Source organism: Exiguobacterium sp. Leaf187 (assembly GCF_001423925.1).
Lineage (GTDB): Bacteria > Bacillota > Bacilli > Exiguobacteriales > Exiguobacteriaceae > Exiguobacterium_A > Exiguobacterium_A indicum.
Genome location: NZ_LMPR01000009.1, coordinates 1,700,746 through 1,724,562 on the forward strand (window position 1 = coordinate 1,700,746; position 23,817 = coordinate 1,724,562).

Consider the following 23,817-nt stretch of genomic DNA (forward strand, 5'->3'; position numbering starts at 1 on the left):
TGAGTACTCAAGTGGAATTCGTTCGATTGCTACGTCTTTATGTCCAATTTGATTTGCAGCACTTACACCGAAAGTAGCAGTCAATGATAAAGCAGCAATTGCTAAACCTAGTTTCTTTTTCAAGTTCATATAAATAACCTCCTAATTTTTTTCGTCTGGCTTTGTAACAACATCATATATCCTTAGACCCCCTCCAAATATTCGAATACGAATATTTATGTTATTTTACACATTATTCATTATAACCATTACTTTTGACACGTATCATATGTCCTGAATACTGTCCTTTTTTTACAAACTATCCATCAAAGTGTTGAATTTGTGTATGAAAATAGATTCTTTTGAATATTCCATCGCTTTATTTTTTCAAATCTAAATAAAAATGCTCGCTCAACTCATATGAGTCGAACGAGCATTTTTATTTAGATGATTGTCGTAACGCAATGACGTAAAAGATACCGAGTACTACAATCACGCCTAGTAGTATCGAACTAATTGTCGTCCGAGTCGATGTATCGGGCATCCATATCCCAAGTCCTAAATTGATTGCTGCGATGATTAGGACGAGCCAAACAATTGTACGTGGTCGCATATCGATCTCCTTTCCATTCTGCCTTCCCATCGTCGAATATGCTATGGTGGAAACAACGAAGGAGGTTCTTTCATGAATAGACTTGCTGTATTTTGTGGTTCCAAAGATGGTGCCGATTCACTCTTTCGAGAGGCGGCAGGAAAACTCGGTCAAGCGCTCGCCGCGCGCGGCATCGGACTTGTATATGGAGGATCACGCGTTGGAACGATGGGCGCAGTCGCAGATGCTACGCTCGCTGCTAAAGGTCAAGCAATCGGTGTTCTTCCCCACTTTCTTCAGGAAAAAGAACTTGCGCATCCTGGACTAACCGAACTGCATCTCGTCCACTCGATGCATGAGCGAAAAGCCAAAATGTCAGAGCTCTCTGATGGATTCATCATTCTCCCGGGTGGTCCAGGAACGATGGAAGAATTTTTTGAAGTCTTCACTTGGGCACAGCTTGGACTTCATGAAAAGCCATGTGGTGTACTGAACATTGATGGCTACTATGATCCCTTGATTTCCCTATTCGATACGATGGAACGTCAAGGATTCTTGATTCCCGAACACCGTACAATGTTGATCGTCGAGTCAGATGCTGAACGTCTTTTAGAACGTTTTGCAACGTATGAAGCACCGCGCGTCAAAACCTATATGGATCGTTCACAAACCTGATGAAAACGGAGTCTTGAACTCCGTTTTTTTTTGATTACATTTCTTGATTTGCGATGATTCCTTCTTTTTCCACTCTCCTTTAGCATTCTTCACTCCTTTTACTAATTCCTACTTACATGATATAAAAAGCCAGATACCGATTGGTACCTGGCGCAGAGAATCAAAAGAAATTTAAGATAGCGTCGCTTAAATTCGCCAAAGATGGCGTCTCATCAACGACCATTAAGCTTCCTGCTGCAAGTACAAGAATACCTAGCGCAGATAAGATCAATGCCGGATGTTTGATGTTTTCCTCTGAATCCGTATTTTGTTTCCCGGAACGAGCATTAGCAGCTTGTGCTTTTAAACGGTCACGCCGAAATTGATGTTGCTCCTCTTTCGACCATTTTTTATATTCCGCAAGAAACTTTTTATATTCCGGTAAAACATCTTTGGTTGTTCCGTCGAGTCGTACTTGACCATATTCGAGCCAAATGACGCGTTCACAAAAACTCTTGATTTGTGACAATGAGTGGCTGACGAAGATGATCGTCTTTCCTTCATCCTTGAACTCGTTCATCTTATCGATACAACGATTATAGAAGGTTTGGTCACCAACGGAAAGGGCTTCGTCAACGATCAGAATGTCGGCGTCGACGTTGACCGCGATCGCGAAGCCGAGGCGCGACTTCATCCCACTCGAGTACTTCTTGATCGGCTGATCGATGAAGTCACCGATATCAGCGAAATCGATGATGCCTGGCATCCGACGCTCGATTTCCGCATCATCCATCCCAAGCATGAGACACTTCAAGCGAATGTTCTCTCGCCCTGTCAGGACATTCTTTAATCCTTGTGAGACGGCGATGATCGCGACTTCACCATTAATGGCGACGTCTCCTTCGTTTGCATAGATGATGCCTGAAATCAAGTTCGAAAGTGTAGATTTACCGGAACCGTTGATTCCGACGAGTCCAACGACTTCACCCGAGCCGATTTCAAGCGAGATATCTCGCAGTGCAGTGAATGTTTTAACGCTCTTGCTTTGATTCTTGAACAAGAGCTTGAATTTTTCTTTCGTAGTCGTAACCATGTCGAAGCGTTTCGTGACATGGTCGAGTTTAATCATAGACATGGCGATTTCCTTCCCTTAGACGAGCTCAGTGAATGATTTACGGAACTTGATATGCAAGAATGTTCCGGCTGTGAACAAGAGGAGCGTCACACTCCAGAAGTACAGTCCAGTTGGCCATTCCTGCCAGACCCAATGTCCTCCGAGCAGACTCGCCCGGTATCCCTCGACGAGATAGTAGACCGGATTCAGGCGAAGGACACCGTGCAGGGCGTCCGGGAACCGCTCAATATTCCAAAGAATCGGTGTCATATAAAAAAGCATCCGCATCATCGATTGCAAGAAGAGCTGAATATCTTTGACGAGCGTAATGAGCGTTGAAAAACAAAGTGAAAATGCGTAGACGAAAATGTATGTCGCAATCATGTAATAAGGCAACTGAAGTAGTTTCCATGTAATCGGAATCCCATTTGCGAGGATGACGATGAATACGATCACAAGCATTGCGAAGTGTTGATACATCCGTGACAAAATAACGTATGACGGAATGGCACTCATCGGGAAACGCATCTTCGTCACCATCGCAAGTCGACTATTGATCGAGTTCGATCCACGTAATAAAGCATCGTTGATAAAGAACCAAACGACGATCCCACAGAGAAGCCATACGATGAATGGAATGTTTCCATCGACATTTTCATTTCCCCGAAGACCGACACCAAAGACGAACCAGTAGATGAAAATTTGGAGACCCGGATTGAGGAGTTCCCATAAGAGGCCAAGGCGTTGTTCTGCGTGTGCGGACTTAATTTCATATCGCGCGAGCCGGCGAATCAAAGGAAAGTTTTCAACCTGTTCCCGGATGATACTTTTCATTTCTTTCAACATAAGTGTAAGTTCCTTCCGATTTCATGGTGCATGTATTTGTAATTCAATGAATTCTGGATCAAATTCAAACAAAAAACGGGTTCTGTCCGCGATTCCTCAAACGAACATTCCTCCGATCGACATGATATATCATGTCTAATTATCCATCCCTCCTCGTTTATCTTTCAATTGTGTATACACGAAGTACACTTAATCAATTCTAGCCATCCGTAAAAAGCGTGTCAACGTATAGCGTGAACCGACACCAAACTGTAGCTTTCCCGTTGAAACAAAAAAATCGACAAGGACTCCTTGCCGATCCATTCACAGGATTAGGTATGTGTAAAGTTAGGAAATTCAATTGTCGTCGGTGGAGAGGCGAGCCCCCATATAATCAAGATTCCCATTATACAAAGTATACCTACGAGTAGACTCCTACGTATCTTTTCATCCATTCGTACTCCCGCCTCCCCATCGCATATTTTTCATATAGTAAATTATACATTTTTTTGAAAATGTTTACTACGCGATTCTCTCAAAATGAGGACAATTTCCTACAATCTATTATAATCTACGTTTCTTTTGAAGGAGGAACAAGATATAATGTAAGCGCAATCATTTATCTTTTCTTCTTTCAGGTAGAAGAAAACAAACGACTTGCTAGAGTTGTATTGTCGTCGGACCTAAGAATTTACGCATTTTACAAAAGGTTCATGACACGATTGTCCGTTAAGCATTTATAGTAGAAGAAGAGGTTACCGATCGCTGGTTGACCTCATATCATCTCGAGGGAGGATTTTTATTTATGTACAAATCAAAACCGCTTTACGCGGCAGCAGTAGCTGTCGCATTGACGACATCGGCAATCGTGCCGGCTGCACAAACGACCGTATCTGCTGCAACACATGTCAAAGTCAAGACGGTCAAATTGAAGTCTCTCACTTTCACGAAGGGTGAGCCTGTTAAACTTCCGGCTACATACAAGGGAGAAAAAATCTCATGGGGTGCATACAATAAGCACATCTTCAATCGCTACCAAACGGTTCATGGCACATATGGTAAGAAAAAGCTCCCAATCGAAGTAAAGATTCACGTCGAGAATTATGTGATCAAAATCATTGAGTCCGTTAAGGAACAAGTGATTTCAGTCGATCAAAAACCAGTCCTTCCTAAAAAACTAGCTGTTCTTTACGCTAACGGCAAAGTCTACGATAAAGAAATCAAATGGAGCAAAGTTGATACGAGTGAGTCAGGTACTTACTATGCGACAGGTAGCTTGACGCATAAAGGCAAAACGGTCACGACAAAAGCAAAAATCATCGTCCGTGACATCAATACAGATGATTTCAGCCTTGCCTTGCTCCATACGAACGACACACACGCTGCACTCGATAACGCTCCAAAACGTGCGACTGTCATTAAAGAGCGTCGTGCCGCTTACCGCGCCGAAGGTACACCGTCGCTTCTTCTTGATGCTGGTGACGTCTTCTCAGGATCACTCTACTTCAACGAGTTCAAAGGACAAGCTGATCTCGAACTCATGAACTACATGAAATATGACATGATGACGTTCGGTAACCATGAATTTGATTTGGGTGACCAAGATCAAGGTGCTGCTTTACAAGCCTTCGTTGCTGGCGCTGACTTCCCATTCATTACAGCAAACGTTGATTTCAGTAAAAATCCGCTCTTCAACGGGATGCAAAAGAAAACAATCACGTCTGGTCCGGAAGATGGACGGATCTACCAAGGTGTCATCAAAAAAATCAACGGTGAAGAAGTTGGTTTCTTCGGCTTGACGACAGAAGAAACAGTTGGTATTTCAAGCCCTGGTACGATTGCATTCTCAAACTATATCAAAAGCGCTCAAGCGACCGTTGATAAGTTCAAAGCACGCGGTATCAATAAAATCGTTGCGTTGACACATATCGGTTACGATGATAATTCTGAAATTGATAACGATCCATTGCTTGCACAAAACGTTGATGGTATCGATGTCATTATCGGTGGTCATACTCATACGAATCTTACTAAACCAGTATTGATTCCTGCGAGTGAAGAAACAAAGAAAAAAGAGCCTACAGTCATCGCCCAAGCTTCTCAATATAGTGAATTCCTTGGAGATGTCAACGTAACGTTTGATTACAAAGGAAAAGTCAAATCATACAGTGGTTCGACGATTGAAGTAAAACCGTATGCAGCAGATCCTGGAGCCGCTGCTATTCTCAAACCTTACGCGGATAAAATTACAGCAATCAAAAACCAAGAAGTTGGGGTTAATATTGTATCTGCCCTTCCAAACCCACGTACTGGTGGCACTAACACAGTGAGCGTTCGAAATAGTGAAACAGCTCTCGGAAACTTAATTACGGACGGTATGCTTGCAAAAGCGAAATCAATTAACCCAGAAACCGTCATCGCTGTTCAAAACAGTGGTGGAATTCGTGCCGCGATCGATGCAGGTCCACTTACAACTGGTGAAATCTTAACTACTTTACCATTCGGTAACACACTTGCACTCGTGACAATGAACGGTTCACAACTTAAAGATCTCTTTGAAATCAGTGTTGGACTTGCACCACTTGAAAATGGTGGATTCTTACAAGTATCAGGTATGAAACTTGAGTACGATGGTTCAAAAGCGAAGGGACAACGTGTTACGAAAATGACGATTACGAAAGATGGCGGTGTAGAAGAGGCCATTGATCCAGCCAAAACGTACACAGTTGCTACAAACGCTTTCACTGCTAAAGGAAGCGACTTCTTGACACCATTTGAAGATGCGTATAAATCAGGACGTGTGAAAGACCTCGGTCTCTCTGACTGGGAAACATTCCGCGACTACGCGATTTCGAAGAAAACAATCGATTATAAAATTGAAGGACGAATCCTTAACGTGGATCCAGCTCTTCAAGGTAAATAAGTTCATAAAAAATGCTCCTTCCCGATTTCGGGAGGAGCATTTTTCTTATAACGTTTGAGACGTATGTTGCTTTAACAATCGAATGATGTCGTCTAATTCATATTGCTGTGCCAACATCAAAGGCGTCAAACCATCCTTATTCTTAATCGAGACGTCTGCCCCTTGTTCTAGCAATACTTTCACGGTTTGAACGCCTTCCCCTTCCACCGCATGATGTAAAGGTGTGTACTTTTGATCATCAAGCTGATTGATATTTTCACCGTTCTTTAAATACAGTTCTACTAATTCATTATTGTTACTATATACTGCTGTGATGAACGGACGTTCTCCGAAGTCATTGATTGCGTCCACATCACTTCCCTGCTTAAGTAACGTATCAAAGATTTCCTTCAGTCCTTCACTTGACTTGCGATACCCTAAATAGTGAAGTGCTGTATCACCATCTGCATCCACGGCTTTCATATCTCCGTCCGGTAACTCCTTCTGAACTTCTTCCAACGTCCCCTTTTGAATCGCAGCCATCAACTTCGTTTCCTGCAATCCATTCGCCTTTGACTCATCCGATGACGTGACGACAGCTTTTGCGGTTTCATTTGAAAACGAAACGTTCTGGACACTCCAGCCAATCAAAACGAATGCTACTATACTCGATGCTACCAACAAGAATCGAACAGCATGCTGCCCAGTAGGAGTCTCGCGTGACATCCAGCCTAATTCAATCAATCGTCTGTCTGTCGTCGGTGTCGTGTAGACCATTTCGCTAACGACTTCAGCTAGCGTAATCTGCCTCTTTTCAGCTAAATATGCTGTTACATCGATTTCATCGATCAATCGATACCGTCCGTTTTCTTTTAGAATACTCTGCATGACACTATCTGGATCGTCTACAAGATGCATGGCTTGACGATCCCGGTATAAGGATATCGTTCGTAAATAAGCCGGTCTTAAAAATGGAATCCAACTGCCTAATAGTAATGCGAAACGTTTTTCCTCGTCATTATGCTTCAGACGAAGCAACTCCCGAACTCGTTCGAACTCATTTCGCTCCCGCATGGCTTTCTCTGGTAAAAAAAACACGTTCGTTCGGAACAGACTCACGCCTCTAATCGGCGATACGTCGTCTCCGACGATATAGATGCGTGGTGTCTTTAAATTCAAACGTTCCGATAACGACGCGATATCATGATATAGTTCCGGAAAACGATATTCGGTTACCTCAATGCCTTCTTGTTGCAATCGGATCACCGAGGAAAAGAGTCGTAATATTTTCCAGGCGAGCCAGACAATCGTTAGCCCCATTAAGACAAGGCCCAAAGCGCCCAGTTCAAAAGACAGGTAGACCAGTGCCCCTACTGTCGCAATCGCATTTAAAAACAAAAGCCAGAAGTATATTTTTCCTTTCATGCCAGTCCTTCTTTCTATATGTCTCTTCTCTTTATTCTTTAGTTTAGAGTAACATTTTCAATTTTGTCGTGCCTATATTTTTCCATTCCTTACTCTTTATCGGTCAACTTCTTGTGATTTCAAAGCAAAAAGCACCTTATCTCAAAAAAGATAAAGTGCTACAGACTTAAAGTGATGACGGTTTTGGTTCACGCAGGAGATGCTTGATGTCCTGGAACGTGACGAACGTCTTATTTTTTGCATCGTATAGTTTATAGCGTAAAGATTTTAAGCTAGAGAACAAACCGATCGTCGTCGCCTTTTGAAGCGGTGGTGTCGAGACGTGTGCTTTCTCTAGATGATAGTTCGGTACACGCGGACTCAAGTGATGGACATGATGGAAACCGATGTTTCCTGTCACCCACTGTAATACTTTTGGCAGCTCGTAATATGAACTACCTTCGATCGCAGCCTTGACGTAATCCCATTCGTTTTCATCTTCAAAGTAGGAATCCTCGAATGTATGCTGAACATAAAATAACCAGATACCGAGTACGCCCGCTGTGAACATCGTCGTCCCTTGGATAATCAAGAATGCTTGCCAGCCAATCCAGTAAATCAAGACACCGTATAAAACGACAAGTGATCCGTTAATGAGATATGTGTTAAGACGCTCTTTCTTCCGTGCATCCTTTCGGTTGAAACGACTCGTCACTAAAATCAAGAGCAACGGACCTAGTCCGAACATGACGAGCGGGTTCCGATAGAGTCGATATTTCAATCGCGTCCATTTCGATGACGCAATGTATTCTTCGATTGTCATTACCCAAATATCACCGACGCCCCGCTTGTCCAAGTTACCGCTTGAAGCGTGATGAATCGCATGTTCTCGTTTCCACTTTTCGTATGGAAATAGCGTTAGCACACCTGTAATGGTTCCTACGATTGCATTCGCTTTTTTGTTTTTGAAAAACGAACCATGTGTACAATCGTGGAAGATGATGAACATCCGCACGACGAATCCCGCAGCGATCATCGCAAGCGGTACTGCGAGCCAGGCTGACACGTGAAGTGCTTGATACGCCAAAAACCAAATGACGAGAAACGGCAGGATCGTATTGATCATCTGTCGGATGCTGGCCTTGATGTCTGCCTTTTCAAAAGGCGAGACATGTTTGCGCAGCTGTGCGATTTTTTCTTTACTCATGTATTACTTCCTCCTCGGGTTGTTCCAGCGTTCACGACGCTAATGATGATGATGCCTAAAAAATGAAAGAATTGAGCGGCGTACGTGACGATGTCCTCGGAGATTCGAACGTAATCATGCCCATATTGATTAATCGCTTGAATATTTTTAGTACCAAGTAATGATATCATATCATATATTTTTCAGGATTTTGATTTATTAGAAAAGTTTTTTAAAAAATAAGGCTGACAAAAAAGAATGACGCGTCTTTTCACGCCCTTTCCTCAGGCGAGACTCAAGTCAGTTTTCCTGCCTTATTCAGGCATGAAATTGGGGCTTGTTTGTCCCTGATAGCGCAAACATACGCATTTTCCTGTAGGAGTGGCGTATGACGCGTCACTCTTTTTGTTATGAGGTAAGGGTGGCAGATCATCACTCTGCCACCCTTACCTTTGTAGAGACTGACTGTTGAGTCATCCTCACTGTCATGTATTAGACAATTGGCGGTGATACCAAGATTTGTTCAGCGTTCCATTTTAATCGATCGACGACATTCGCTCCAGACCACTGTTCAATCTGTTGATACGCCGGCATAAGATGAAGATGGTCTGTTGCTTTTTTAGCGTTGGATGCGATGAAGTGTACCCATCCTTTTTGAATGGCACGCTGACAAAATAGCTTCTTTTCTTCTCCGTGATGACCGAGAATACTGTGTGTCGCCAGTTGACAACGCACGCCCTTTTCAATTAGCTGGACCAGACGTTCAGGATGCTCGAGAAGTTCTGCGTTATCTTCCGGTTGCGCAAGGATCGGCAAATACCCGTCTTCGATTAATCCGGTCATGACTTCTTCCGTATAGACCGGTAGCGGATCGTCGGGGCAATCGATTAACAGATAGGCGGTATCCGCTAACGTCAAGACGTGCCCTTGGTTGACCGCATCACGCAATCCGAGTGTCAAACGCGTCTGTTGTCCCGGATAGACGAGGACAGGAATCTGTCGCTGGGCCAGTAAAACATTCAGCTCTGCTACGATCAATTGGACTTCTTCTGCTGTCGCATGCGTCGCATATGGTGTTGCGATGATTCGGCGCACCTCTTCCGCAGCAGCACGCCGTGCCATGCGGATCGTTTCTTCGACATGAGTCGCTCCCTTATCGATCAACGGCAAAAGATGATTATGAATATCGATCATCATCGTTCCCCCTTTTCTCATTCGTCGTCCCATAAAAAATGATATCATAAAAGGAAACGGAAAATTCATACATATCCTGACGTTAGAAGGAAGGAGGATGCCTTATGCATCGCGCCTTATCCGCTTTACAATTCTATACCTCTCACACGGAAGTTGATATCAAGCGTCTCCATGAACGAATCCTGCTGTCCTTGTCTTCCTCTTCTTCGCTTCAGGCGACCTGCCTTCATCTGACAGGGATAGCACCCTCGCGACCGTTTCAGCAAGATACGGTTCGTCCAGAAGAGTGGCAACGATTTTTGGACGGTCATCCACACGAGAGCATCGCCGACTTTTATGGTTTCCTTACATCTGTTCCTTTACTAGATGAAGGAGACGAGATGCCGCTCGAACAGACGACGCCCAATGCAGTACCGAAAAAGCGAGTCTTGTCCTGCCGACTCGTCCTCCTCGCGCTCGCTTGCTTCTGTATTGGTGCGCTTGCTACATGGGGATATCAGACATGGGCGAAGAAAGACGTAATCTATCATTTCGTCTCCACGAAATCGAGTCCGATTTATCGTCATCCTGATTCCTCGACCATTCTTCAATCCGCCGACTTTGGTGATGCATTCCCTGTCCTCGATATCGTCAAGGATCGTGCGCGTATCCAGCTCCCTGACCGGACGCAGGCATATATGAAAGCAAGCGACCTATCCGAAAAAACGATTGGTTCCATGATGACGGATCAGGCGTTGTTGAAATGGACGGACGCATATATGACGCTTCCGAAACAAACACGAGCGACCGATCTATTGGATGATCCCGCTACGACATGGGTCGGTCTCGGATCACCGAAACAGAAAATCAAAACGGCTGTAGATGAAACATGGACGTATGAGTCATTCACCGTACACCTCATCGATGATCGCGCATACGCCATCGATTGGAAGAGCCCACGCCTTTCCCAAAAAGAGTTGGCGCGTCTTGGGACGTTCCAGCGGACGAATACAGCGGGACGACTGCGCATAAGCACCCATTATCAATTACAGATCATCGAGTCCGAGTCGCGTATTCAGCTGATTCGTCTAACAAAACGGATGTAAAGCAAAATCAAGAAAAAACCGCTCTCTTTATGCTATTATTAGATAAATAATGGAATTTAACGGAGGGTATCCTATGAACATTTTAGTAACAGGAGGCGCTGGCTATATCGGCAGCCATACCTGTCTCGAACTGCTACGAGAGGGTCATGAAGTCATCGTCGTCGACAATTTAAGTAACAGTCATCGGAGTGCCCTTGAACGTGTCGAACACATCGCGGACCGGACGGTCACATTCTATGAGTCGGACGTGCGGGATGAATCGGCACTCGAACGGATTTTCCAAAACCATTCGATTGATGCTGTCATTCATTTTGCCGGTTTAAAAGCGGTTGGTGAATCGGTATCACGCCCGTTGTTCTACTATCAAAACAACCTGATCAGTTCGCTCGTCCTACTCGAAGTGATGGACCGACATGATGTCAAAAAACTTGTCTTTAGTTCATCTGCGACCGTCTACGGTGTGCCGGAGACGACACCAATCACCGAATCTGCTCCGCGCTCCGCGACGAATCCTTATGGTGCGACGAAACTGATGATCGAGCAGATGCTTGAAGACATCGCGTTCGCTGATCCGACGTGGGATATCACATTACTCCGCTACTTCAACCCGATTGGTGCCGATATGAGCGGTCTGATCGGTGAGGATCCAAACGGTATTCCGAACAACTTGATGCCATATGTGACACAAGTTGCTGCTGGAAAACTCGACACCCTTCAAATTTTCGGAAATGATTACGATACGGATGATGGTACGGGTGTCCGCGATTATATCCATGTCGTCGACTTAGCGAAAGGACATATCAAGGCACTCTATCATGATCATTCCGGGATCGAGGCATTCAATCTAGGAACGGGACAAGGGACAAGTGTGCTTGAACTCGTCGCGACGTTCGAAGATGCGACGTCTCTGCAAATCGATCGAAAGATCACGGCACGACGTCCGGGTGATGTCGGATCGTGTTATGCGGATGCTTCAAAAGCAGAACGCCTCCTCGGATGGAAGGCGGAGAAAGACTTGTATGATATGTGTAAGGATGCTTGGCGCTGGCAATCTAAAAATCCAGACGGGTATCAAAAATAATAGGTAGGATAAATCGTTTTACCTGCAATCAAAAAAGGCGATCCACTTCCGATACGAATTCGGAAATGGATCGCCTTTTCAAATTAGCCTACATGCTATTGATCTACTCAAAAGAACCTTTAACCGCTTCACATCCACGAACGATTCAATCGTTCACTCCATCGCGTAAAACGCATCGAGCGTGGCGGTAACACCATCCGACAAAACGTATGGTAATCAATATCCGAGACATAATGGATGAGTCGCATGAGCGCAAACGCAAACGTCAAAGTTGATCCGATCGCGAAGCTGAGACCGTATCCGGAAAAACCGAACGGCGCGATCAACAAAGCTAAAATCCCATTAGATAAGAAGAACACGCATGAAATCCATGCCGCTCCTTTTTGATCTTCAAAATACAGTAACAAGAGAGTCAAGACGAGAACCATCGCATTCGAGAACGCACCGATCGTCGTCATTTGGAAAATGCTGATCGTTGCTTCAGGTAATGCGAGGTAACCGAGCAACGTCGAGGCGAACAATAAGGTGAACAGCGTAAACAATCCTTGATTTCGAAACAATCGTTGTAATTCCTGTCGTAAGACGAGTAACATCGCGTCCCGCGCTTTTTCAACTTGATCCAGCGTTCCGCCCTCGTTCGCGTATCCATAGAAGATGCGATACCGTTCATAGAAACGCGTCTCGACGGAAACGACGAAGATCGTCATCGTCGGGATGACCGTCAAATAGGATAAGAAGATCGCCGTATCGTATAACGGATGATAACGGAATGTCCCGAGATGAACAGCACCGCCGTCAGAGAACCAGATGACCCAGTTCCCGACCCATACCCCGATATTGTAGAGAAAACTCGTCCAAAAGAGCGCCGGGTAACGATCAAAATAACTCAAGTAGGTAAACTGATTTTTCGTCCCGCGTTGCGGGAACGTCAACAACATCGAGGTGAATAGACCGAATAACGTGATGACCATGCCGAATGTGAAACCTGCCGTTAAGGCAAGACTTGGTGTCACGATACCCGTTACATACTCCATCAGATACCGATCAATCAGTAAGACCGATCCGACAGCTACGATACCGCCAATCAAAAAGCTGTATGCGACAGCCTGATAGAACTTCGCGGCACTTAAGAATAGGAAATGCACCCAGATCAAATTGATCGTCATGAACAATATGAAGATCAGCCCGTTCAACAAGAACGGAAGTTTTGAGAAGCTGAGGAAGATGAGAAAGGCGATACTGCCTAACGCCATCGTCATCTTCGTCATACCTAGAAATGCAGGAAACAGATCTTCATATCGTTTCTCGTAGAAACAGTCCGCCAAATAGCGCGTGACGACGAGTTGCTGAATACCGAGCAACACTTGTGAAAAAATGAAGCTGTATGAGACGACCAGATTGAAGGTCGTCCGTTCTTCAAAAGAAGCAATCGACAGGAATGTCGTCAGCCACTGGGTCACAGCAATCGTCAAGATGACGATGAGCCATGGACCGGACGTGACGAGTCCAGCGAAAGCATATGCCTTTAACCGAGATGAGAAATAGTCCTCTTGAAACAATTTTTGAAGCTTAAACCCGATGCCCGCCATACGTCACACCCCTCTCTTGATACAATGTTTGATACTCCGAGATGAAGCGGTGCGTCTGGTAATACGCAAGTGCGCGTTCTTTCCCATTTCGTCCAAAGCGAATCGCTTCTTCCGGATGTGACTGGAACCAGGCACACCGTTCTGCGATCCGGCGAGGATTGACCGGTGGCACGACGAATCCAGCCGGACCGTAAGGATCATCCTCACGTCCGTTGATCAGCTCGGAACATGCACCGACATCAGTGACGACCCACGGTATCCCTGCAGCCATGCCTTCTAGGACAGCCAGTGGTTGACCTTCGGAAATACTCGTCAACAAGCAGACATCAAATGATGGCAGATAGCTCCGGATATCGACCTTTCCGACGAGTTTCACACTCTCTGATAGTTCAAAGAGATCGATTTGGTCTTGGCATTCACGGGCGTATTCCGGATCCTCTTCAAGCGGACCCATGATCGTCATTTCAAATGGAACGTGCATTTCCTGTAAAACCTTCGCGGCATGGATCATCGTCTTGATGTCCTTGATTGGAACAATGCGGACGATTGCGCCGATCCGAAGTACATCTTGCTTTGGAGTATGTCCTAACGCAGCAAGTCCTGTCGCATCAATTCCATTCGGGATGACGCGAATTTTTTCGGCAGGTGCTCCAAGTTCACGCTGTAATTCACCGTTTCGGTCAAAGAGCGTGATGATATTGTCCGCCCCAGCGTAGGCTTCGCGTGATAAGTGATGGAAGAACTGCACCCAGTGCATGCGGTATTCTTGTGGAATCCACATCGCTTGGACGAGCTCCTCTTCTCGTTCACGGGAGTAGATCCCGTGTTCCGTTAGGACGAACGGAACGTGTTGGCGTTGTTTGATCGCCGCTGCGACGAGTCCCGCATATCCCGTCGACGCGGAATGGATCAAATCGACGGTCGGTAAGTCGGCTTGGAGCAGTTCCAGAACAGGCGCATACATGCTACGCCACATCCATAAATAATCGATGAAGGAGCCAGCTTGTCGTTCTTCCCGGTAACTCGTCTTGACGAGATCAAAAAAGAGACGACTTGAGAAAAATTGCGTCGATGTTCCGATCGCCTGACCGAAGAGTGGGAAAATCGACGTGTTCGTCGCTTGGAATCGCATCCATCGTTTGATATCCTCTTCCTGCTCCGGCGTCAATGTCTGTTTTAGCGGACGCGTCTCATGGGTTTGATCGAGTGGAAGGTTCGTCACACCAACGACGTTCGCGGGAAGCGTGTAACGGAACTCTGCTTCCGTCATGCGTGTAGGTGTGATCGTGATCAGTTCAAACTCATGCTCTGTCATTTGTTGAATCAACATATGTGCCCAACTAGCGACGCCACCACTGACATAAGGGTAACTCCCTTCTAACACTAAACCAATCTTCATTGGGATCCCTCCAGTACCGGTATGCGCGCGAAGTTCTTCTTGAGTTCTACTTCGTATAAATCGTTCGCATCTCCAAGTTTTCGCACTTGCCCGTACGCGAAGGACCCGGTCTCCAGTTTTCCTTCATTGACACGAACGACCATCTTCGAAGGAAGGAGCATTTGACTACCTGAAATCTCAATCGCTGTTTTAGAATAACGAACATCGATTTTCGATTCTTGATACAGCTTCATTTTTTTGTAGCCATCGTACTGCGTCATACTTTCGAGATACGGATAATCCGTATGAATCGTTTTGAACATCTTTTCAATCGAACGTTCCATCGTCGGCCACCCTTGTCCTTTTGAGCGTCGTTCATCGAGGACGTCATCCGGGTGAATGAAGTGCGAGACAAGTCCGAAGTTCGCGACGGCATCTGCTAAGACAAACATATCTTCAGGAGATTCATTGTATCCGCTTGTGATCCGGGGGAAGTTATAGAGATTCTTATAGGTCGAATCTGGTTCGAACTCCTGAATGTAACTTCCTTTTGATGGGTCTCCAATATAAAGAGACGCGATAATTAATCCATCCGGAAATGCTTCATTTAAGACGGATAAACCGGTCGGACCAATGATGTTCGAAGGTGGTACATAGCTGCGCAATTGCTCGTTCGGGAAGAAATACTGATGTGCCGTTTTCACTTCTTCGATACCTTTCATCATCTGCTTACGGTTCTCCCAAGTGATATATCCGAGACTCGGATCCATCGTTTCCCCGTTAATGATGAGTGGTTGGTGGTTATATCCATGTAAACCAAGTTCTCCACCCATCTTCAATAATCCGCGTCCGAAGTTCAGCATCGGAAAACGAATGTTTTCAATCAATTGTTTTTCCGTATCATAAATCGCATTCTTGTAGCTTCCGATGATGAATCCGGAATAAATGACATCCTGTTCCTTCGCGACCCGTTGCATGTCTTTCCACCAGACTTCTGCAAAGAAATCTTTAACGGTCAAATCATAGTTTTTCTGAATCGCTGGATTGGAGGCATCTGGTACGGGTGCCGGGAAATCATCGAAGTGCGCTAGCTTTACAGCGACTTGCTGACTGACGAATGTCGGAAACAGTAATGACAGGGACTGGACGAGTAGACCACGCGAGTTTTTTTCGAGTAACGAAGAAGTATTCCAGAACAAGACCTCTCCTTTTCCGTATTCATGGGTCCATAAGATCGGATTCCCATCAGCCTCGATTTTGACGTCGGCATCTTTTAACGTCACATCCGCAATACTATGGACAAACAAAGTAGAAGTCTTCGGTAAATCGATATACCCGGGAAATAAATCTTTTTTGAATGTCATCCCGTTAACATCCTCTTTAAAATCACCAAAGCGTTCTACCCCTACTAAGTCGCCCCATTTCGGATCAATGAATCGACCGGCGATGTACAAGCGACCGCCTTGTTGGACGAATTTCCGAATGGTCTCGTACGGCCATTCCTTCGTATGTTCACCGGATAAGACAAGCACTGTCCGGTCACTCGGTTGAAGCGTCTTGATGTCTGACGTACGAATCCGTTGGTGATCGATCTTCGCATATTTCAATGCGTACGAGAAATTTTCGATTGCGCCTTTTGACAGGTCGCTATCGTTTTGAAGCAAGTAGACACGAAGTGCCTCCCCTTTTGCTTCAGTCGTTTTCGTGTTTGCTGTCTCGAATGAACGGACCTTCGTTTTTTCAGAAGGAATCAGTCGATGTGGATAATCGAGACGAAACAGCTGTACGATGCCCATCGTCACGAATAAGACGACAAATAATCCAATGAGATAGCCATAAGGTTTCTTATTCATTGGTCTCCTCCTTCCAAACGTTCCAATATGAAGCGATGCTCTTCTGGAATATCCTCTTCTGCTACTGTTGTTCTTAACTGATGGAGCACCGGACCGATCGAAGTCCAGTCCTGCCGTTGAAAGTAATAACGAATCAACGCTAAATATCCGTCTGGCAACGTCGGATGGATCTGAATCATCTCTTCGTAGAAGGAAATCGCTTTTTCCTCTTCGCCTTGACGTATCGCCATTTCCGCTTCCGCTTCAATCCGGACGAGATCCGTCGGATAGAGAGCGCGCATTTGTTCTAGCACGAGGTGAAGTCGCTCATCGAGTCGACCGATACCGCCTTCATCTAATAGACCACTGTCGAGGAAGGTTTTACATTCCTGAATGAACAGATGATACGTCGTCACGTCTACCGGATTGAGTTGTTGTTCCCGTAGCCGAAGATTTGCTTCATAACGGTCAAATAAGGAATTTCGGACCGTCGCTGCGTAGTGGACGGTTTCCGAGTCATCATGATCAAGTCCGTATTGCAAATACTTCCCAGTCTCCTTCAAGGACGATGTCGTCAAATGAATCATCGATTGCTTCCGGCGTTTCGCATCCATGTTCAATGCCTCCTTGATCGGAACCATCTCCATATTGTCTGCAGCTTGCTGTTGAAGTCCTTCAAGATTCATCACGTCGAACTGCACATATTCATCGTAATCCAGTAACGTATCGGAAGAAGCAAAACGACGGGAAATCAGATAAGCCAGTCCCCCTAGTACTTCACCGAGAAGTGGTAGGACGGCACTGAACAAGCACACGAACGTTAAGATCCCTCGCTCTTGCTCCGGCAATCGAAAGACGAGTACACGATAAGCCAACACGATGAGAAAAAGATGAAGTACGTAAAGCATGAGCAGGAGTGCCGTCATTGGACACGCCCTCCTTTTTGAACGTACACAGCCTTGATTCGTTCGAGGAATCGGTTCGCATGTTCTTGAGGTGTTCCGGGTAATAAGAATTGAAGATGCTCAGTGTTTTCATCAAAACCGATCAGGTCGATTTCACGCATCGATTGCCGCAAGATCAATTCCAGTTCAATCAGAGAAAACGGTGTATTGCGAATATCAAGCTGTACGAGGCTATACGGCTGACCATAATGCTCGCGTCGATATTCTTGGTATTTCACTTTCTCCTCGAAGTGCTCCCGTTTAAAGATACGCGTGCCTTCAATCAATTCATGACGCGTCTCGATCCATTCCATCAACATTGCTTTCTCGATGCGCGACCCTGTCCAATCGACGATCAATTGCATGACGTGCATCTCATAGTTCGTCAAACGTTCGAAGGCGATCGATTGAATGACGACGACTTCCTGGATGCGTCCGTCATAACGGATTGGTGCAATCAGTAACGGGACATCTGTCTCATCAATTGTCCGGATGGCAATCGCCTGTTTCTGGAACATCCGTTGATAGATGCCTTGTTCCGGATCGATGAACATCGTTTGCGGCAACAGTTCCTTATCACCAAAACGAATATGCAAACGAAGCGTACGACGTGACGCATCAACGTGATAGATCGCGATTTCCTTCGCATCGAAGGAATCCTGTAAGATTTGCAACAGCTTATCGCGTACGATGTCCGCGACGGATTGATCAAGTTCTGTTCCGATCCGGTAAATGTTCGTCAACGTGTGATTGGATTCAAGCACTTTGTTACGCATTGCCTCTTGCGCAACGCGCAATTTTTCGAGCGTATCGCGCAACCGTTCGTTCTCTTCTGTCACTTCCTCTTGTCGTAAGCGTAAGGATAGATAACGTTCTTGGAAAGAAGTACTGAACATGCCGCATGAAATCGCGACTAAGAAGTGCAAAATGATCCATGACAATTCGCCACGATCATAAACGAAGAGTAAGACGTCTTCTCCCGCCCAGGCGAGAGAACTCAGGTGATAAATCATCGTAAACAGGAAACTCGCGAATGCTCCGAGGAGTCCATAACGGAGAGAAAAAAGTAAAATATAAAAAATAAGCGGATCAATCGTCCATTTTAAGATCGAAAGGTTAAACATATAGTCTAAAGTGCCGATAATAAGAATACTAACGATCATCTCAATCCACTTGATGCCTTGCCGGTGCTGAGTATATATCATTTTATTCACTCCTTTTGTTTTTTATCGGTATGAAGATGGAAGAAATGTATCGTTGGAACACTACAATTTCATATCGAGAAGGGCAAACTTACTGAAAAGTAAGGGCGCAAAGACATGGGTCGTCGATCTACGGATACCGATCGCCAGTCTGCAATGCCGCGGCCGCTCTCTGATAATTAATCAGGAGGCTATCAACATGGGTATTATCTCACTCAAGCGCATGACGTCTATTTTGTGCATTCTTTTATTAGGAGTGTTCTTCATGTCGTCACTAGACGCAAAAGCAGAAAAATCCAATCCATTGGACAATGCGAAGTCGTACAAAGTTTACTACGACGCACCGTCAGCAGCGAAAATCAAAAAGATGCAACAATACGATGTCATGATCATCGAACCCGTCTTTTATTCCGCTGCACAAATTAAACAGATCCAACAAAACGGTACAAAAGTATACGGCTACATCAACACGATGGAAGCAGACAACTGGAATACGGATTTGATGGGACAACTCGTCGAGTCAGACTTTTTCCATCGCGATGGTCAGCGTATTCATTACGCTGAATGGGATTCGTACTTAACGGATATTACATCGAAGCACTACCAAGCTGTTTTAATGAAAGAAGTCGAGAAACAAATCGTCCAAAAAGGACTAGATGGCGTTTTCCTCGATACAGTCGGTAACATCGATAACGAACATGCCGACCAGCCTGCCGTTCTTGAACAACAACGGGTAGGAATGACAAACTTCTTAAAATCACTAAAAACAAAACATGCGTCTCTATCACTGATCCAAAACTGGGGATTCGGAACGTTGAAATATCATACGTATCCTTATGTCGACGGCATCATGTGGGAGAACTTCAATTATTCAACGGTCGCCAACGATCAGTGGTCAAAGGATCGGATGACAGACCTCCAAAAATTGAGTCAATCTCAAGACATCAAAACATTGACGATTTCTTCTGTACAAGGAACAAAAAGTGCGACACTCGCTCAAAAGAATGGATTCCTTCACATGAAATCAAACGTCGATTTGAATTACAATAAATTCTAAACCCTTTCATATACCACCTTATAAAATGACAGTGAATCCCATCACTTGTCAAGTATCTGGCATATGCTTTACTTCGAAGATGAAGGACCATTTCCCTCTAAAATCTGAGGAAAATGGTCCTTTTTGTCTCGATAGAAATCTATTATGTCAAATACTGATATACAGTATTTGACACTACTTGTTTTTAATTATATATTTTAGAAAACTATTTGTATAGATTGGATGTCTTATATATGATTCAAAACTGGATGATTCAAGGGTCCATGATATTCGCCCTGACGTATCTCCTTTTAGCCACATACCAACTGATTCGTAGTAGAAATAGTGAATTCATCGGTACCTTGATTCTTATAATCTGGTTCGGTAGTTACCTACTGACCATTGATATTTTGTTTTCATCACAATCTTTGATTTGGCAGGTCATTCCTTTTGTTTTACTGGCCTATCACCGAGAAAAAGAGTCATTTATCGGTGTAGCGATCATCACGCTTATCCATCTAGCGATCCATGCAAATGGCTATGCTGTACTGCTCGCATCAGCAGGAATCGTGATTCTATCATTACTTTTACGGCAAAAGACATATCTCGCTCTACGCTTAGGTATGCTGCATCTTCTGATCGGAAGTGCCATTTTGTTCTTCCTACCGGATCGAACGCTTTCCACGATCGTCTTTCATGTAAGTCTCACGTTATTGATGTACGGGATATTCCTCTATCTGTTGCCGCTGCAGCAACGCCACCGAAAACAGCTCGAGGTCTATCAACATTTAGCGGAGTATGATGCGTTGACGGGGCTTGCTAATCGGCGGGCATGGGAATTACGTGCCAAGACACTCGCCGGTCAATCTTCGACCTATCACTTGATCATCCTTGATTTGGATCAGTTCAAACAAGTGAACGACCAATATGGTCACTCTAATGGTGATGCCGTGTTGGAACAGTTCGCAAAAATTTTAGAGCGCAATACACGCCCAGAAGATTTAGTCGCCCGGATGGGTGGCGAAGAATTCATCGTGCTCCTGACCGATTTGACGGCAGAACAAGCGACTACCATCGCTGAACGGATCCGTCAGGAAGTCGAACGGCATACGTTCCGTTTGCTAGACGGCTCTTCGATTCACGTCACGACATCAATCGGACTCTCTTCCGGAAAACGCGGCATCCCTGTCCAGCACTCGATGGAACTATCGGATCAAGCACTCTATCAAGCAAAACGATCGGGACGAAACATCGTTCGGATTGCAAGTCATCTACTATAAAGAGTTCGACGCTTACGCGAACTCCACCTTACAGAGGACACATCGTCCGACGTATAAGGTGGAGTTTTTGCTGTTTATAATTAATCAAAAAACGTGTACACCCCCTCGGGCGTACACGTCTGCTTCACTGGAATCGTTTCAGGAACGCTTTTAATTCTTCATGCATTTCAGGATCCTTCATCGCATATTCAATCGTCGTCTTGACGAAACCGAGTTTCTCACCGACATCATGACGGTTCCCCTCGAAATCAAACGCATAGACCGCTTGGTCCGCATTCAACCGTTCGATCGCATCGGTCAATTGAATCTCGCCCCCAGCGCCTTCCGACTGGTTTTCCAAGTAATCAAAGATATCCGCCGTCAAGACGTATCGACCCATGATGGCAAGATTCGAAGGCGCCGTCCCGGACTCCGGTTTCTCGACGAATCGGCGGACCGGATAAAGTCGTCCCTCTTTATCGAGCGGATCGATGATTCCGTAGCGGTGTGTTTCTTTCGGTTCGACTTCTTGGACACCGATGACGGACTGACCGGTCTCTTCGTAGGCGTCCATCAACTGCCGGATCGCCGGCGTCTCCGATTCGACGATATCATCACCGAGCAAGACGGCGAATGGTTCGTCGCCGATGAATTGACGAGCCGTCCAAATCGCATGACCAAGTCCTTTCTGTTCTTTTTGACGAACATAAAAGATATTCGCCAGATTCGTCGAAGCACATACCTTTTCAAGTAACTCCGTTTTTCCCGACGCCTGAAGTGCGGCTTCTAGTTCATATTGATGATCAAAATGATCCTCGATCGCACGCTTGTGTTTCCCGGTCACGATGATGATATCTTCGATTCCTGCGGCAGCGGCTTCTTCCACGATGTATTGGATCGTCGGTTTATCGAGAATCGGTAACATCTCTTTCGGCATGGCTTTTGTTGCCGGTAAAAAACGTGTGCCGAGCCCCGCAGCTGGAATAATGGCTTTTTTGATTGGTTTTTTCATGACATTCGCTCCTTCGATCATTCAGTGTGCAGCCAGTTCATCAGGTTGCGGTAATTTTCGATGCCTTGTGTTTCATATAACTCAGGTTTCGTCCGCACATGTGGGAGTGGTCGTTCGACGATTTCGACCATCTTTTCTGCGAATCCCGTGACGTCTCCTTCAGGGACGAGGTAACCATTTTGACCATCTTCGATGATTTCACGCGGTCCGTACCGAACGTCGTAAGCAATGACAGGACAGCCGACATTAATGCTTTCCATGACGGTTAGTCCGAATCCTTCAAAGCGACTCGTCAATAACGACGCACGGGACGCAGCGAAGACTTGGTCCGGTGTCGATGTGAAGTCGTGAATGAGAACATCTTCCTCGATATTCAGTAAATACATCATCTGCTTCATCAATGCTAGTTGTCCATCCTCATCCGCGCCATACAGCGCAAGCTTCGTCGGATGTCCCGATCGTTTGAAGATTGCGTAACTGCGGAGCAAGTGCTCGAGTTGCTTTTGTTTTCCAAAGCGTCCGATAAAACAGAATTGATCCTCTACATGCGTCCGGTCGATTTCGACCGGTTTGATCGAGTGCGGAATGACTGCGAACTGATCATCCGGTATCGGAAAACGCGCTTGAATCTCGTCTTTTTGATGTGTCGTCAAGACGAGATATTTTGCCACACGATCCGATCCTTCGAGAGCGGTTTGGTAAGATTTTTTGATTCGTTGCTGATCTAATTCCAAATGAGAATTATGGAACACGAGAATATTTTTTGTCCGTACCTGACAGTTGAGCAATGACCAGTCGAGAAGTCGCGCATCGTTGAAGACGATATCTCCATCCGTCAAACGATGATTGAAGTAGTAGAGAAATAAATCTTTTTCAGTCTGAAAGGTATGGACAGGACGTCCAAGTTGGTAGGTTTGAATCGAAATCAATTTATTCCGTTTTTGTTCCTCATAATGTTTTTCGCAGTAGATATGACCTTCTTGATCATAGAACTGTTCATGAATTTTTTTATGCGTTTTTGGTGAGTATCGAATCTTGCGATGCAATCGACCGTTATCGTTATATTGCCAACGTTCGACTTTTTTTTTCGATGCAGGACTCATGAAATCTTCAAATGACAGCTGATCACTCGCTTCATGGTACTTCCGGTATAAGACATATGTGTTCCCGTCATAGTACCGGACTGTGTCTGTGTCTACCTGCACAGCTCGTAATCCTTCGATTTCCCGGGAATTCACAAGCGGTGTCGTAGCTTCATATAATCGATTTCCGGAGAGCCATTCGTAGATATTCTCGATTTGCGTCGTCTCGCTTAAAATGTTCTTTTCTCTAAAGATTTTTACGATACGATCGTATGCTGCATCATAGTTGGTTGTAAGGATCGTTGTCGCATAGCCAAGGTGTTTTTCGATCATTGCGATTCGACTGAGGAGCGACTTCGTGCGTCCCCCATGTTGTGCCGGTAATGTCGAAGTCATCGTATACAGCATGATTCACACTTCCTTTTTCCCGTTCTCCGAACTATTCTCTGTTAAGACAGACAGTCGCC

Annotated in this window: 19 protein-coding genes and 1 riboswitch; of the genes, 6 read left to right on the forward strand and 13 right to left on the reverse strand. The window is 45.2% G+C overall.

Features of this window, described 5'->3' with window-relative positions; translation table 11 throughout:
- Window positions 1-418: 418 nt before the first annotated feature.
- A complete protein-coding gene (locus ASF99_RS17470; protein ID WP_023469413.1) occupies window positions 419-592 on the reverse strand; it encodes a hypothetical protein in 174 nt (57 codons plus the stop codon).
- Window positions 593-664: 72 nt separating this feature from the next.
- Here ASF99_RS17470 and ASF99_RS12950 point away from each other — a divergent pair, with 72 nt between their 5' ends.
- Window positions 665-1,246 carry a TIGR00730 family Rossman fold protein gene (locus ASF99_RS12950; RefSeq protein ID WP_035396042.1) on the forward strand — a complete coding sequence of 194 codons (582 nt, stop codon included), beginning with the start codon at window positions 665-667 and terminating at the stop codon, window positions 1,244-1,246.
- A gap of 160 nt (window positions 1,247-1,406) precedes the next feature.
- On the opposite strand, the gene ASF99_RS12955 is transcribed toward ASF99_RS12950, so the two are convergent.
- Together ASF99_RS12955 and ASF99_RS12960 are read right to left on the reverse strand one after the other, a co-directional pair.
- Window positions 1,407-2,360 carry an ABC transporter ATP-binding protein gene (locus tag ASF99_RS12955; RefSeq protein ID WP_035396040.1) on the reverse strand — a complete coding sequence of 318 codons (954 nt, stop codon included), beginning with the start codon at window positions 2,358-2,360 and terminating at the stop codon, window positions 1,407-1,409.
- A gap of 15 nt (window positions 2,361-2,375) precedes the next feature.
- Window positions 2,376-3,185, reverse strand: a complete 810-nt coding sequence (locus tag ASF99_RS12960; RefSeq protein ID WP_023469416.1) for an ABC transporter permease — start codon at window positions 3,183-3,185, stop codon at window positions 2,376-2,378.
- Window positions 3,186-3,969: 784 nt separating this feature from the next.
- Between ASF99_RS12960 and ASF99_RS12965 the strand changes: the two genes are divergently transcribed.
- Entirely contained in the window at window positions 3,970-6,087 is a 2,118-nt protein-coding gene (locus ASF99_RS12965; RefSeq protein ID WP_023469417.1) for a 5'-nucleotidase C-terminal domain-containing protein, read from the forward strand.
- Between the two features lie 45 nt (window positions 6,088-6,132).
- On the opposite strand, the gene ASF99_RS12970 is transcribed toward ASF99_RS12965, so the two are convergent.
- The 3 genes from ASF99_RS12970 to ASF99_RS12980 form a co-directional block, all read right to left on the reverse strand.
- Window positions 6,133-7,491: an ankyrin repeat domain-containing protein gene (locus tag ASF99_RS12970; RefSeq protein WP_055969151.1), complete on the reverse strand. Its 1,359-nt coding sequence runs from the start codon at window positions 7,489-7,491 to the stop codon at window positions 6,133-6,135.
- A 166-nt stretch (window positions 7,492-7,657) separates the two neighbouring features.
- The gene (locus ASF99_RS12975) at window positions 7,658-8,677 is read right to left on the reverse strand and encodes a fatty acid desaturase (protein ID WP_023469419.1); all 1,020 of its coding nucleotides are present in this window, start codon (window positions 8,675-8,677) and stop codon (window positions 7,658-7,660) included.
- A gap of 471 nt (window positions 8,678-9,148) precedes the next feature.
- A complete protein-coding gene (locus ASF99_RS12980; protein WP_055969154.1) occupies window positions 9,149-9,850 on the reverse strand; it encodes a tyrosine-protein phosphatase in 702 nt (233 codons plus the stop codon).
- Window positions 9,851-9,954: 104 nt separating this feature from the next.
- Between ASF99_RS12980 and ASF99_RS12985 the strand changes: the two genes are divergently transcribed.
- Window positions 9,955-10,935 (forward strand): hypothetical protein, encoded by a 981-nt coding sequence (locus ASF99_RS12985; RefSeq protein ID WP_055969156.1) that lies wholly within the window; start codon window positions 9,955-9,957, stop codon window positions 10,933-10,935.
- 73 nt (window positions 10,936-11,008) lie between these two features.
- Window positions 11,009-12,016, forward strand: coding sequence for a UDP-glucose 4-epimerase GalE (galE, locus tag ASF99_RS12990; protein ID WP_035396028.1), 1,008 nt, complete (start codon window positions 11,009-11,011; stop codon window positions 12,014-12,016).
- A 128-nt stretch (window positions 12,017-12,144) separates the two neighbouring features.
- Here the strand turns inward: galE and pelG are convergent, their stop codons facing one another.
- The 5 genes from pelG to ASF99_RS13015 are packed head-to-tail and all read right to left on the reverse strand — an operon-like array spanning window position 12,145 to window position 18,964.
- On the reverse strand, window positions 12,145-13,605 hold the full coding sequence (gene pelG / locus ASF99_RS12995) for an exopolysaccharide Pel transporter PelG (protein ID WP_055969159.1): 1,461 nt from the start codon (window positions 13,603-13,605) through the stop codon (window positions 12,145-12,147).
- Entirely contained in the window at window positions 13,586-15,004 is a 1,419-nt protein-coding gene (pelF, locus tag ASF99_RS13000) for a GT4 family glycosyltransferase PelF (RefSeq protein ID WP_035396020.1), read from the reverse strand. The genes pelG and pelF overlap by 20 nt, the downstream gene beginning before the upstream one ends.
- Entirely contained in the window at window positions 15,001-16,836 is a 1,836-nt protein-coding gene (locus tag ASF99_RS13005) for a DUF2194 domain-containing protein (RefSeq protein ID WP_055969162.1), read from the reverse strand. Before ASF99_RS13005 ends, pelF begins: the two co-directional genes overlap by 4 nt.
- A complete protein-coding gene (locus tag ASF99_RS13010) occupies window positions 16,833-17,741 on the reverse strand; it encodes a hypothetical protein (RefSeq protein WP_055969165.1) in 909 nt (302 codons plus the stop codon). The genes ASF99_RS13005 and ASF99_RS13010 overlap by 4 nt, the downstream gene beginning before the upstream one ends.
- Window positions 17,738-18,964: a GAF domain-containing protein gene (locus ASF99_RS13015; protein ID WP_023469427.1), complete on the reverse strand. Its 1,227-nt coding sequence runs from the start codon at window positions 18,962-18,964 to the stop codon at window positions 17,738-17,740. Before ASF99_RS13015 ends, ASF99_RS13010 begins: the two co-directional genes overlap by 4 nt.
- Before the next feature lie 71 nt (window positions 18,965-19,035).
- A riboswitch (cyclic di-GMP riboswitch) is annotated at window positions 19,036-19,120 on the forward strand.
- Between the two features lie 106 nt (window positions 19,121-19,226).
- Between ASF99_RS13015 and ASF99_RS13020 the strand changes: the two genes are divergently transcribed.
- Both ASF99_RS13020 and ASF99_RS13025 read left to right on the forward strand, forming a co-directional pair.
- Entirely contained in the window at window positions 19,227-20,018 is a 792-nt protein-coding gene (locus tag ASF99_RS13020) for an endo alpha-1,4 polygalactosaminidase (RefSeq protein ID WP_235147602.1), read from the forward strand.
- A 233-nt stretch (window positions 20,019-20,251) separates the two neighbouring features.
- Complete coding sequence (locus ASF99_RS13025; RefSeq protein ID WP_055969168.1) at window positions 20,252-21,277, forward strand: GGDEF domain-containing protein; 1,026 nt, start codon at window positions 20,252-20,254, stop codon at window positions 21,275-21,277.
- Between the two features lie 124 nt (window positions 21,278-21,401).
- Here the strand turns inward: ASF99_RS13025 and galU are convergent, their stop codons facing one another.
- Together galU and ASF99_RS13035 are read right to left on the reverse strand one after the other, a co-directional pair.
- On the reverse strand, window positions 21,402-22,268 hold the full coding sequence (gene galU, locus ASF99_RS13030) for a UTP--glucose-1-phosphate uridylyltransferase GalU (protein WP_023469433.1): 867 nt from the start codon (window positions 22,266-22,268) through the stop codon (window positions 21,402-21,404).
- A gap of 17 nt (window positions 22,269-22,285) precedes the next feature.
- The gene (locus ASF99_RS13035) at window positions 22,286-23,758 is read right to left on the reverse strand and encodes a glycosyltransferase (protein WP_055969171.1); all 1,473 of its coding nucleotides are present in this window, start codon (window positions 23,756-23,758) and stop codon (window positions 22,286-22,288) included.
- Window positions 23,759-23,817 lie beyond the last annotated feature (59 nt).

Bases quoted from the DNA above. Each gene is read 5' to 3' on its own strand.
- pelG (WP_055969159.1), bottom strand. From the start codon at position 13,605: ATGGCGGGCATCGGGTTTAAGCTTCAAAAATTGTTTCAAGAGGACTAT.
- ASF99_RS13015 (WP_023469427.1), bottom strand. From the start codon at position 18,964: ATGATATATACTCAGCACCGGCAAGGCATCAAGTGGATTGAGATGATC.
- ASF99_RS13010 (WP_055969165.1), bottom strand. From the start codon at position 17,741: ATGACGGCACTCCTGCTCATGCTTTACGTACTTCATCTTTTTCTCATC.
- ASF99_RS13025 (WP_055969168.1), top strand. From the start codon at position 20,252: ATGATTCAAAACTGGATGATTCAAGGGTCCATGATATTCGCCCTGACG.
- galU (WP_023469433.1), bottom strand. From the start codon at position 22,268: ATGAAAAAACCAATCAAAAAAGCCATTATTCCAGCTGCGGGGCTCGGC.
- ASF99_RS12980 (WP_055969154.1), bottom strand. From the start codon at position 9,850: ATGATCGATATTCATAATCATCTTTTGCCGTTGATCGATAAGGGAGCG.
- ASF99_RS13020 (WP_235147602.1), top strand. From the start codon at position 19,227: ATGTCGTCACTAGACGCAAAAGCAGAAAAATCCAATCCATTGGACAAT.
- ASF99_RS12975 (WP_023469419.1), bottom strand. From the start codon at position 8,677: ATGAGTAAAGAAAAAATCGCACAGCTGCGCAAACATGTCTCGCCTTTT.
- galE (WP_035396028.1), top strand. From the start codon at position 11,009: ATGAACATTTTAGTAACAGGAGGCGCTGGCTATATCGGCAGCCATACC.
- ASF99_RS13005 (WP_055969162.1), bottom strand. From the start codon at position 16,836: ATGAATAAGAAACCTTATGGCTATCTCATTGGATTATTTGTCGTCTTA.
- ASF99_RS12985 (WP_055969156.1), top strand. From the start codon at position 9,955: ATGCATCGCGCCTTATCCGCTTTACAATTCTATACCTCTCACACGGAA.
- ASF99_RS12965 (WP_023469417.1), top strand. From the start codon at position 3,970: ATGTACAAATCAAAACCGCTTTACGCGGCAGCAGTAGCTGTCGCATTG.
- ASF99_RS12960 (WP_023469416.1), bottom strand. From the start codon at position 3,185: ATGTTGAAAGAAATGAAAAGTATCATCCGGGAACAGGTTGAAAACTTT.
- ASF99_RS17470 (WP_023469413.1), bottom strand. From the start codon at position 592: ATGCGACCACGTACAATTGTTTGGCTCGTCCTAATCATCGCAGCAATC.
- ASF99_RS13035 (WP_055969171.1), bottom strand. From the start codon at position 23,758: ATGCTGTATACGATGACTTCGACATTACCGGCACAACATGGGGGACGC.
- pelF (WP_035396020.1), bottom strand. From the start codon at position 15,004: ATGAAGATTGGTTTAGTGTTAGAAGGGAGTTACCCTTATGTCAGTGGT.
- ASF99_RS12955 (WP_035396040.1), bottom strand. From the start codon at position 2,360: ATGTCTATGATTAAACTCGACCATGTCACGAAACGCTTCGACATGGTT.
- ASF99_RS12950 (WP_035396042.1), top strand. From the start codon at position 665: ATGAATAGACTTGCTGTATTTTGTGGTTCCAAAGATGGTGCCGATTCA.
- ASF99_RS12970 (WP_055969151.1), bottom strand. From the start codon at position 7,491: ATGAAAGGAAAAATATACTTCTGGCTTTTGTTTTTAAATGCGATTGCG.